Origin of the sequence: Lactobacillus hamsteri DSM 5661 = JCM 6256, assembly GCF_000615445.1 — a bacterium.
Lineage (GTDB): Bacteria > Bacillota > Bacilli > Lactobacillales > Lactobacillaceae > Lactobacillus > Lactobacillus hamsteri.
Window position 1 is genome coordinate 22,167 of the sequence record NZ_BALY01000020.1, and the last position, 11,304, is coordinate 33,470.

At 33.9% G+C, this 11,304-nt stretch carries 8 protein-coding genes, 1 pseudogene and 1 CRISPR repeat array; of the genes and pseudogenes, 2 read left to right on the top strand and 7 right to left on the bottom strand.

Translation table 11 applies throughout. From position 1 onward, the window contains the following. Window positions 1-3: 3 nt before the first annotated feature. From cas6e to JCM6256_RS06105, 7 genes are all read right to left on the bottom strand, one after another. Window positions 4-660 carry a type I-E CRISPR-associated protein Cas6/Cse3/CasE gene (cas6e, locus tag JCM6256_RS06075; RefSeq protein WP_025080864.1) on the bottom strand — a complete coding sequence of 219 codons (657 nt, stop codon included), beginning with the start codon at window positions 658-660 and terminating at the stop codon, window positions 4-6. An 8-nt stretch (window positions 661-668) separates the two neighbouring features. Continuing rightward, complete coding sequence (cas5e, locus tag JCM6256_RS06080) at window positions 669-1,382, bottom strand: type I-E CRISPR-associated protein Cas5/CasD (protein ID WP_025080865.1); 714 nt, start codon at window positions 1,380-1,382, stop codon at window positions 669-671. After that, a complete protein-coding gene (cas7e, locus tag JCM6256_RS06085) occupies window positions 1,363-2,463 on the bottom strand; it encodes a type I-E CRISPR-associated protein Cas7/Cse4/CasC (RefSeq protein ID WP_025080866.1) in 1,101 nt (366 codons plus the stop codon). Before cas7e ends, cas5e begins: the two co-directional genes overlap by 20 nt. 1 nt (window position 2,464) lies before the next feature. After that, window positions 2,465-3,064, bottom strand: a complete 600-nt coding sequence (gene casB, locus JCM6256_RS06090; RefSeq protein WP_025080867.1) for a type I-E CRISPR-associated protein Cse2/CasB — start codon at window positions 3,062-3,064, stop codon at window positions 2,465-2,467. A gap of 2 nt (window positions 3,065-3,066) precedes the next feature. After that, on the bottom strand, window positions 3,067-4,776 hold the full coding sequence (locus JCM6256_RS06095) for a type I-E CRISPR-associated protein Cse1/CasA (RefSeq protein WP_025080868.1): 1,710 nt from the start codon (window positions 4,774-4,776) through the stop codon (window positions 3,067-3,069). A gap of 253 nt (window positions 4,777-5,029) precedes the next feature. After that, window positions 5,030-5,827 (bottom strand): Fic family protein, encoded by a 798-nt coding sequence (locus JCM6256_RS06100; protein ID WP_025080869.1) that lies wholly within the window; start codon window positions 5,825-5,827, stop codon window positions 5,030-5,032. A gap of 165 nt (window positions 5,828-5,992) precedes the next feature. Further along, the gene (locus JCM6256_RS06105) at window positions 5,993-8,785 is read right to left on the bottom strand and encodes a CRISPR-associated helicase/endonuclease Cas3 (RefSeq protein ID WP_025080870.1); all 2,793 of its coding nucleotides are present in this window, start codon (window positions 8,783-8,785) and stop codon (window positions 5,993-5,995) included. A 98-nt stretch (window positions 8,786-8,883) separates the two neighbouring features. Next, a CRISPR array of direct repeats spans window positions 8,884-9,527; the repeat unit is 28 nt; unit sequence GGATCACCTCCACATCCGTGGAGAATAC. A gap of 343 nt (window positions 9,528-9,870) precedes the next feature. On the opposite strand from JCM6256_RS06105, the gene JCM6256_RS06110 reads away from it, so the two are divergent. Both JCM6256_RS06110 and JCM6256_RS10865 read left to right on the top strand, forming a co-directional pair. Further along, on the top strand, window positions 9,871-10,272 hold the full coding sequence (locus tag JCM6256_RS06110) for a toxin-antitoxin system antitoxin component HicB family protein (RefSeq protein WP_035438387.1): 402 nt from the start codon (window positions 9,871-9,873) through the stop codon (window positions 10,270-10,272). Window positions 10,273-11,032: 760 nt separating this feature from the next. Further along, window positions 11,033-11,304 (top strand): annotated as a pseudogene (locus JCM6256_RS10865) (IS3 family transposase); the annotation flags it as partial.

The following is an 11,304-nucleotide window of genomic DNA, read 5'->3' on the forward strand; positions in this document are numbered from 1 at the left end:
TACTTAATCCTTTATCGGAATAACTGTCAGCAAGCCCATACCAAATGCTTTTTCTCTACCAATTCCATGCACTAAACTGTTTTTAAATTTATCTAAATCAGTTATCTGCAATATTCCTTCAAAAGTTACTCGACTTAACTTTACATTACGACCATTTTTCCGACGCAAAATTGGCCAGTCACGACTAGTAATTTTAAAATTAAGTTCACCCGTTTGATCTTGGACAATTCTAAAACCATGCTTTTCTACACGTTCAGTTAACCATTTCATTTGTTGATCAACAGTGATATGCGGAACTACTCGTGATTTTCCTGTTTGTTTTGAATATATCTTATAGGTAGGATTAGCAGTTAAACGAAAACGGAGTTTTTCTCCCATATTTAATCTATTTAAATATGAATCATAAGCTTTACTGTCGGCCGTGGTTTTTACGCCATTTTTTTCAAGTTTAGTTAAATCAGGCTTATCTTCGCTTAATAGCAACAAATATTTCTTGTTTCCAAGATCATCAATTCGCCATAAATGTCGTAAGCGTTGATGTGTCGCAATTTCTGTAGGAAAACTTTGCTCTACCCAATTATGGTAAGCTCCCAAATGTGTTAAATCTCTTATTTTTTGACGATTTTTTGTGTCAATTTCAACTCGTGATAAATAATACATTTGTCCTCCTAAAGACAAGACCAAATATCATGATCTGTAAATGCGTCTTTAAATTCAGAATTTTCAAGCTCAACTTGTTTACATGCAATCTGTCGATACATATAATATCTATCTTTTTCATCAAAAGAACCAATCACATCTTTAACTGACGAAGTGGGATTATCTGGCAACATATCCGCATCAGCAACAATATCTGTAGCAAACTTATTTTTCTTATACCTTTTTTTAAACCATTCAGAAGCCTGCCAAGAAATTTTTTCTAAAACTTCTACAGGAGATGCATTTTCAAAAATTTTCATTTTTAAAACACCTGCTGGTGGATTAGATCTTCTTCCTAAATATAATTGAAATTTAGGTTTTCTTAGCGCTTCATAAATTTCATCAATCCATGTATCATTATCACTTCCAAGTGCAACCACAAATACTGCATCTTGCAAATATTGGCGATAGGTTAGTTTTCTTGCTGTTTTACTAGCAGATTTATGATATTCAACTGTTTGAAAATCTGTCATTTGCGTTCCGGTTTGATCAATACGAACTGCAAACTTCAAATTATTCAATTCAGAGATGCGCTTATCATCTCTTCTATATCCCAAGGCTGCCGCAATCATTCCCAAAACGGCACTTTTAGAAGGATACGCACCACTGGTTCTTTGGTTAAAAGTTGCTTGATTACCGTATGATTGGAGTGGCGCTGTAAGCCTAATTGTTATTGTCTTCATCAGCTAACCTCTGACTTACTACTTCAGAAATTTTACTCAACATATCTTTAATATTTTCGGCTTTATTAGAAATATCAGTGTCTTTATTAGTCAATACAATAGATAAAACAGGTTCATCAACAAAACCTTCTGCATCAGCATTTTCTTTTTCTAATCTTTTAATTGAAGTATCTACGTAACCATTTTCAGTATTAACAGGATTTTCAAATGCGGAAACAAGGTTAACAGGTGTATCTTCTCTTACATTTACTAACACATATTGAGGTAAAGTCTTATTTGCAAAGGTGTTTTCCTTACCTGTTGGCATGGTCAAAATAAAATCTTTAATAAACAATTCCATACCTTTAAGCGTTAAATCCTTGCCTAAGTTATGTTCTAATTCATTCAAATTAATATTGGCATAACGATATAAAGTTGATGAGTTATATTCAATAGTTCCGATCATTGCTGAACCAGCGTTGTCTTCTGAGCGGTTATCATCAACAGCAGTGTAGTAATCAAATTCTGGAATAATTTCATGAGTTGAGATTGAATGAGCCACTTGACAAGATGCATCAACATTTAATTCCGGATTATCAGCTACCATTCTTCCGAATAAAGCCAAATCTAATGATTGATCGCTCATCAAAAGATCCTTAATTGCCTTTTTAGCTTCTTTGTCAGTAACATCATTTTCTGTTGCATATTTTGCGATCTTTTCGATCTCACCACGACTAACTAAAAGCAATGCCCCAGTTAAGATTTCACCAGTTTTTTTGTCTTTTGTGGCTTTAATTCCTACAGCTTTAAGAATGCTTTGCGCCTTATCAATAGCTGCATCATCATCTAAAATGTCATCAAGCTTTTTCAATTCATCAGCAAGAAGATATACGACCTTTTTAGTTCTGTAACTATCAAGCCATTCTTCATCTTCTGATTTAAATGCTAATCTCACTGCACGTTTCCAACTTTGTGATGAAACTCGAGATCTAGTCACGCCACCATAAACTGCTGTTTTAGGGCTACCTGTATCATCACGGTTAATATTGGATGATGGTACTGTTTGCAAAACATTGATATCTACGTACAAATTTTTCTTCATTTTATTTTTCTCCTTTATTTTCTAATGTGTAAACATTCCAGTAATAGTCGCGACCCCAATTTAATGCAACTTTTCTTGCACTTTCAGGATTTGATTGAAACCAGTATAAATCTTGTGCTAATTTTCCAAAATCAACTTGTAAATTTAATTTCTTACCTTTAAGTATTTGCACAAGGTGAACCAATGAATTAATTACGGCCGCAGTATTTGTACTTGCAAGTATTGCACTAACTCGGCGATCAAGTGCTGCTTTAGCATCACTATCTTTATCACCAATTTGTTTTAAAGCGTTAAAGAAAGTAACACCTTTTTGATTTTCTCCACTCGCAGCATAAACTAATTCTTCTGTTCCTTGTTGAAAAATCGCATAACAATGCAAAGTTGTATAGATAGCCTTTTCAGCATGAGTTGGTTGACCATCCCTGCTTAATACTATGCTTTCATCAACACCATCGAAAAATAACGGCCAAACTTTTTCAGCCCGTTTATCGGTAATATCGGTTGTTGATCTTAAAGCTGCTAAGGTAGCTTTATCTAAAGAGCCATTATTATATAGTCGCTTAATAATTTTGACAGTTGCTTTATTAATATTCGATACCATTGTTATTTTTTCTTAGCTCCTTTCCCATCTAACTTAATTGCTACATTTCGGCGGAATTTATTGTAAATCGTAAAAATATTGCTGGAATCTTTTCCACGAATTTCTAGTGAAGTTGCAGATCTGAAAGTATCCTGTGCTTGTCTAAATGCTATTTGATTTAAAACATCTTGCCATTGACTGATTTTCTCTCCGCTTTCATCTTGGTTGGTCAATCCAGCTAACCAATTATAAAAGGGACGATTAAGCGCATCATAAAATTGTTCTGTCAATTTATTAGCGTAAGAATTATCTTTAATACTTCGCAATTCAGAAATTTCTTTTATAAACCAATAGTAATATGTACCGACTTGTTGAGTCGTTTCGATAACACCCTCAATTATAGCGGGCCAACGTTGTGCTTCATCAGAATTACTATCAAAAAGAACTTCCGCATTAATTTTCATATTGTCTACAACTTCTGCATATGGAGATTGAGATGTAGCATTACCATCACTAATTAAAGCAATTGAACATAGATTTACTTGCATTGTTTTAGAAATTGCTTCATTAACTTTTAAAAATTGAAGCCAATCAACAATTCCAGGTTGATAATCATTATCTTCACTAACAGAAATATAATTACCAAAGTTACGCCACATTGCAACGGAGAGATTATTTTTAGATTTGGTAGCAGGTCTGATACCATCTTTATTTGCTCTCCATGTTGTCATCGGTTCAATATAATTAGCAGGCATATCTTCATATTCGAATTTTGGTAAACCAGCACTAAAGATTGTTGGCTGATCTTCTTGCCATTCAATATGAAGCATTCGTGACCAATCAGTGTATAATTCCGCTAAATTATCAGGGAAAATTCCTTTAACTCTATTTTTAAGAAACTCAGAAGTATCATCATATTCCCAAACTGGCTTTTGATTTTTATATTCAAAATCTTCACTATTTTGTGGAACTAAAACCAAATTAAGCATTAAAGTTTCAAAAAGATTTTTACCTTTAATAAAAACCGGATTCAATCCATATAGCCAACCTGATGAAACAGAAAACTTTTCTTTACTTAGATACTTGGTTTTATCAGTCACCCCTGTGAAATTCTGATAAGTAATTAACCATCTTGCAAGCTCCGCATAATTAACTCTGTTTTTATATTCATCAGATTTTGGAGAAAACAAAGAAGGGGAATTGTTACTTTCACTGATAACTCTATTTATCTGCTTGACGGAAACCGTACCTTTTCCTTTTGCTACTCTCTTCTTTGCTTCAACATTTTCATCATAAACTGACTGAGTAACTTGATAAAATGGCGTATCCCCGAAAAGATCAAAACGACTTTTATACTTTTCTAAATACTCAATTACGATTTTAGAAAAAGTCTTTTCTTGATAAAGATCTTTCCAAGTATTCAATAAATCATCTGCTATTTCATCTTGATCCTCATCCTCGTCAACTTCTTCAGACAATTGATAATTGTCATCCAATTCTAACCAATCATACGGTTCATCTTGAGCATTAAATCTAGAATAAACAGTAGTCAAAATTGCTAACAAAAATCGCAAAATTGCTAAATCTTGTGCTTTCATATCTCCGGCTAAGCTTTCGTATTGCTGTGAATAATTAAACAACTCAACAAGCGAAACTGTTTTTTCCGTATGAGATTCATTGTCAAAAACTTTTAACCATGGATCAGTTACCAAATTAAAACTTTTTTCTTGCATTCGATCCTCCTCGCTTTAATTTAATCATATTCTTTATAGTTCATATAAATAATACTTCTAAAGAAACTAATTTACAAGAGTTATTCTTTAAAAATTAAAAAGGATGTCTGTTGACATCCTTTTCCCCCACATATTGTAGGGATTACTATATAATCTGATTCTTTATATGGATCACCCTCATATACTATGAGGATTACTCAGTAATATAATACCTTAACTTTCTATTATTTCATAACTCAACCTAAAAAAGATACTAACATCTTTTGAAATTAGTATCCTTTTGGGCATCTTCCTTATTTTTTTCATTTAATTGTAAAATCTTTATACGATTTTCTAGTGTTTGCTCCATATATTCTCCAACTAAATTTTCAAATTTAGTTGGATCACCACTCTGTTGAGATTCTAATAAGACTTCCATATATTCATTTCGTGAATCTTTGTCTGGCATGATATTTATAACGGGATATCCATTTTCAGTAAGAGCTAAACTCATTAACAACCTAGCTGTTCTACCGTTTCCATCTCTAAATGGATGAATAGTTACAAATTTATAATGCAAATCAGCAGCATACTTTACTGGGTGAAGTTTTTCTTGTGCTACTGTTGCCCATTTAACTAATTCATCCATTTCTGGTCGAATATCAAACGGTTCGGAATAAGGGTTGTAGTTTGTTTTTGCAGGATGAACTTCAAGCGTTCTGTATTCTCCTCCCCATTCGGGATGAGTTTTTGCTAAGGCCAATCTGTTTAAATCTCTAATAACAGTTTGAGTCAATGGCTGTTTATGACTGGCCAAATCAAGCATATAATCATAAGCTTCATTTAAATCAATAGTAGATAGTACATCGCCTATTGATTCACCATGAATAGTTATTCCCTTATCAATTATTGCTTCTGTTTCAAATTTATCAATTTTGCTACCTTCAATGGCGTTTGAAGACCAGATATGTTCAATACGAATATTTTTGTTTAAAGCCCTAATTTGATCCTTATCTAAGGGGCGATATTTTTGCATTTCTGCCTTTAATTGATTTAATTTTTCAATATTCATATTTTTCTTCCTTTTAGCATAATAGCTCTATATAACCCATTATAATTTAAAAATCTAATAAGTTTACAAGTTCCGATACTTTTTTCATGACCGTCATACTATATCTCATAAAAACATCTTCTACTTTCCTCATATACTATGAGGATTACTCAGTAATATAATACCTTAACTTTCTATTTTTTCATAACTCAATCCTAATTTTGATGAGTAATGCAAACGGTAACCATTAAAATCACAATTTAGTTTTTCATCTAATGGCAAAGCCAATGATCCTCTTAGCCAAACACTATTCGTCTGCCAATTAGGATAATATTCACTAGTTATAGTTTCCAATTCTTTTATAGCTTGATCAATATCTTGAGTCACTGCATGCGGCAATCTTATCAATTGTTGAGCAATTATTTTATCTCTTGAATCTTCTGAAAGGTCTCCAATATCTGTACCATCAAGCAAATAGTCATGATCATCAACATGCTTTAACAGAATAACTTCAATGCTTTCTTGTATATCTCTAACAGTAGCTTGTGCGCGATTTTCATCTTTATCTACATTAAGTTTGCCATTATCAAGCCAGCCATGGATATCTTTGAACTTATTTGGTCTAGCTGGAGGGGCAAGTTGAAATCCTTTTGCTTTAGCCTTTGCCTTTTTAGTATCAATTTCAAGAATATCTTTGGCATCCATAATATTTTCAACTTGATCATCAGTATCCGATGAATATACTTTTTGAACTAAATCAGAAATATCATCAGGCAAAACAATTGTCTCCGGTAAGAAGTGATCTGTTTTCATTAATAAATACTTTTGATAAATATATTCATTTGCATCCCCATAATCACCATAGTCATTAATTCCCATCACATATAACCTTGGTGTTTTAAGGTTTTCTGGACGCTTAATCTTATGACGATGCATCCGGCCGGCCCTTTGAAGAAGCAAGTCCATTGGTGCAATATCGGTATATAAAACATCAAAATCTATATCCAATGACTGTTCCAAAACCTGCGTACCAATTACGATCAGCTTTTCCGGTCTTTGACCATCTTTTCCAATCATACTTTGTAATTTTTCTTCAATCTTTGTTCTTTCATTAGCTAAAAATGCGGAATGAAGAACCAAAATTCTCACATCAGAAGGCAAATTGGTACCGGCAATTCTTGCTAAAGCTTGTGCTCTTTTAACTGTATTGACGATTACACCAGCAACTCCACCGTCATTAATAGAAGAATTAATCCGATTTATTAGCTCTTCATTCTCAAAATTAATTCTTTTAACTTCTACTTTTGTGGTCTTCTGCTCAGTCTTATCAAAATTATCAACCTGCTTTAAGTCATTGCCATCTAAAATACTTAGTAAAGGATAACTTTGCTTGTCTTTCCAGTCACCCGTCGCATTGAACTTCTTTTTGCCATATTTTCCCTTAGCATAAGCAGCTAAAAGTTCATTTCTTCTTTCAACAGGAAGCGTTGCGGATAAAGCAATAACAGGGACATGATAGGCACCAAGCCATTCAATTGCCTTTTTCAAATAGGAATTCATATAAACGTCGTAGGCATGAACTTCATCAATGACTACGATTTTTCCACTTAATCCTAAATGTCTTAAGGCTAAATGTTTCTGCTTGAGCGCCATGAACAGTAATTGATCGACTGTTCCAATGGTAAAATCGGTTAAGATTGATTTTTTACCAGAAAACCAACTATTAACTACAACGGCACCGTCATCTTCATCGATAGCAACATTTTCAGCGTGAGGGATGCTCTCGTATTCTGAATTAAATTGAGCTTTGCCATGCATTAATTTAATAGGTAATTTTAATCCTTGATCTTTTGAAATATTACTTAACCATGTATCCACTCTGGAAAACATAGCATTAGCAGTAGCTTGTGTAGGTAAGCCGAAAAATAAACTATTTCTGCCCGTTTTAAAGGCTAATTGTTCTACTGCAGTTAAGGCAATTTCAGTCTTTCCAATACCCATTGGTGCTTCTACAATGATCATCCCTGGGTCATTCGCTTTATCAATAGTCTTTGTCATTTTTGCTTGAACCGCACGCGGACTGAAATGCCAACGTTTTTGATAATTTTGAGTACCATCAGTAATCAGATCTGGTTCCCACTTATCGGTACTCTTCCAATTAATTATTGCATTTTCAAAACGTTGCTCAGAATTTACATCATTAGCACTCTGGCTCATCTTTATTAGCGGAAATAATGTTAACTTGCCATCATCTGTTTCAAGATATTCACTAGATGCTAACCAATCAGCCATAATTACTAAGCCTTCAATAATTACAGCTTGCGCTTGTGTAATTTTAGGCACATCCGACAAACTAGAAAAGTCACACAAATTTAAACCATAATCTATCAATTCGTCTTGCACATTATTCCAATTTTCTTGAGCTTTAGCTTTATAGTCAAGATTATTTTGAACATATTGAAGATAATTAAATTTCCAAACCGAATACTGTTTATCATAATCAAAGTTTTTCTTCACCGGCTTACCATGGTGTCCACCAATAATTGCGCCAATACACTTATTAAGGCCACGCTTTTCTAGTATCACTTCACCAGCTATATTATGAGGCGATTCTTTGGCACTTACTGAAGCAAAATGGTCTAGATTATTAAAACCAGCTCTAATTAATCTTTCCAACAAATCCGTATCAAGATTTTCATCATGAATATAAGACCTTTTTGTTTGAAAAGCAGGAGTAGCCTTGCCAATATCATGAATATAACCCACGAATTTAACTAAGTTTTGAACTTCTTCTTCACTTTCAAAATTTTGACATAAGATATTGCGTTGTCCTTGATCTAGCCAGTGATTATAAAGCCAATTGATTACGTTTTTGGTATCGATAAGGTGAACGATTAGGGGCAACCATAGTTCTTCATGATCATCATTAATATTCTTTTTGCCCCAAAGATTTAATGCTTTTTCTGATAAATTGTACATAATAATTCCTTTTTTAATGTAGAAAACTATATATAAAAATAAAGCTCCACATGCGTGGAGAATACGTTGAATGAGCCTTTTTATAAGCTTCGGTGGCGGGATCACCTCCACTTGCGTGGAGAATACAAGCTTACTTACCAGTTTGGTGATTTTGAAAGAGGATCACCTCCACTTGCGTGGAGAATACTTAGTGCTACTTTGTCTGCCACCACCAACATTAGGATCACCTCCACATCCGTGGAGAATACTTTTCATGGAATGACAGAACTTCATACCCACAAGGATCACCTCCACATCCGTGGAGAATACCAAGTTGGATTGATTATCACAAAGATGGATCAGGGATCACCTCCACATCCGTGGAGAATACTCAATAGAAACTCCATTAAAACTCATATTACCTGGATCACCTCCACATCCGTGGAGAATACACATGTTCAAACCATTGTTTAAAAGCCAAATTAGGATCACCTCCACATCCGTGGAGAATACCAAAATTTATGACTTGTACTATCAAGCAGGCATGGATCACCTCCACATCCGTGGAGAATACTTCGTCACGTTGATTGAGTTAAGCTTGCGCTTGCACTTGGGATCACCTCCACATCCGTGGAGAATACGACATCTAGCGCAATTCGTAGAGATACGAAGTTGGATCACCTCCACATCCGTGGAGAATACAGCCCTGGTACTATTGAAAATATTGCAAGTGCAGGATCACCTCCACATCCGTGGAGAATACACTTAACAAATCCTATTATACCAAGGTTCGTACTTTACGAAAATCACTTTTTCATTCAGTTTCATCAAAAAAATATAGAGTAAATTTTACATATAATTAAAAATATAATACCAACAATGATTCAAAGATTACCTCAGCCGAAACCAAAATCAATATTAATAAAAAGATAGAGAATTTTTCTTTAATTTCGGTCAACATATCGGCTATTTTAGAAATTATAAACTTCAGTCCGGGGCATTGGGCGTTTATCCTCACTAAGTCTTATCAGTTGCTAGGTTCTGTTTCTTTTCATCTCTTTTAATAAAATAATATGTTATTCTTAATGATATACAGGAGGAATTTTATGATGACATCAATTGATAAGACCGTGGTTTTTCCTATAATTATTAGTAAAAACAATGAGGATGCTAAATACCCATACTTAGTAAATATTCCTGACTTAGATGGAACGACTGAAGGTAAAGATATTGCTGACGCTATTTTTATGGCACAAGATTACATCGGAACTTATTCTCTAAAAGACGAGTTACCAAAGTCTAATACTAATATACCTAAGACTGGTAAAGACGAAATCGGAACTCTAGTAACTGTAAATATTTCAGAATATAAGCGTAAAAACGATAATAAGGTAATTAAGAAAACTATCACTATTCCAAATTATTTGAACGAATTAGGAAAAGAAAATGGTATTAACTTCAGTGAAGTTATGACTAACGCTCTTAAAAGAGAACTTTCAATTAAATAGCTTCTGTGTAGGGCTTTATGCCCTCTTTTTTATATTTATTTTTCAAACTAAAAAGACACCACTCCTTTGTAGTGAGCCGTAAAAGTTAGACACTTTTACGGCTTTTACTATGTCTAAATTAAATAAAGAACAAAGACTTGAAATTTATAATGATTGGAAATTAAGAAATAAGACATTTAATCAGATTGCTCTTGAACGAAAAATGAATTTAAGTAGTTTAAGATATATGATTAGATTAATTGATTGATACGATATTGAAATCTTTGAACAGCCTAATGCCAGATTTACTAAAGAATTTAAAGAAGAAACAATTACTAAGGCCTTAACAAGAACCAAATCAATTTTTGATTTATCACTGGATCTAGGATTGAGAAGCAATGGTATCTTGTACAATTGGATTCGCGAATACAAGAAAAATGAGTATAATGTCGTTATCAAGAAGAAAGGACGACATCCTGCTCATGAACCAGAACCCCAACCCATCACGCAAGGATTTAGAGAAGCGGATCAAGCAGCTAGAAGAAGAAAACTTGAAGCTGCGTATTGTGAATGCTTACGTAAAAAAACTAAGCGCCTTGGATCAGAAACATCACGAGAAATAGCTCAAGCAATCACTGAACTAAGGCAAGAATTTGGCGTAAGCTTGGATTATATCTTTGACACTCTAGCACAAAAACAGGACTTGCCTTTGATTGCTCGCAGCACTTATTACAAAGTAATCAAATCTAAAGCCAAAACGGTTAAAAAGCCTAGATTCTTTGCCAGACTCAAAGAAATCTTTGACTATCATCAAAGACGCTATGGCTATCGTCGAGTAGCGCTGCAGCTTAGAAAAGAAGGATATCCAGTAACTGATCGGGCTGTCCGTTACTGGATGCATAAATTTGATCTTAAAGGCAGAAGACGCAATAAGCGTAGATACTCTAGCTACAAAGGAACAATTGGCAAAATCGCTCCTAATTTGATTCATCGTAAATTCTTCGCTCCTTTGCCTAATATGAAATGGTATACCGACATCACCGAATTTCACTT